At 31.4% G+C, this 369-nt stretch carries 1 protein-coding gene; it reads left to right on the top strand.

Translation table 11 applies throughout. The features are described 5' to 3' along the window. Window positions 1-89: 89 nt before the first annotated feature. On the top strand, window positions 90-369 hold a 280-nt coding region (locus R0J92_RS21950), incomplete at its 3' end, for a UPF0715 family protein (protein ID WP_411053204.1).

The following is a 369-nucleotide window of genomic DNA, read 5'->3' as shown; positions in this document are numbered from 1 at the left end:
ATTTCTAAGTAGAACAGTAGTTTTAAAATGATTTTAAGGAGGATCTAGACAATGTTGAAGAAGCATTCATTAAGAAAGAGGTTATAAACATGCAAGTTTTAAGGATCATATTTGTTCATGTCTTGTCCGCGTTATCAGCTGCTGTTGTTTATGTTTTTGGCATTGGTTATGACGGCTACATACCATACTTCCTAATAAGTGTTCTTCTCTTTATCTTTTATTTAATCTTTGCTGCACCTGTTCAATATTTCTTAAATCGCAATCCAAAAAGGTTTAACGCGAAATATTTACTCATATACATATTCTTTTCCTTCTTAGTATGGTTATTCTTCGCTTTCATTACTGATCCAAAAAACACCTTAAACTTTC

Origin of the sequence: Tritonibacter sp. SIMBA_163 (assembly GCF_046535935.1) — a bacterium.
Taxonomy (GTDB): Bacteria; Pseudomonadota; Alphaproteobacteria; order Rhodobacterales; family Rhodobacteraceae; genus Epibacterium; species Epibacterium scottomollicae.
The sequence above is the reverse complement of the archived record's forward strand: the minus strand, read 5'-3'. Positions and strand labels throughout refer to the sequence as shown.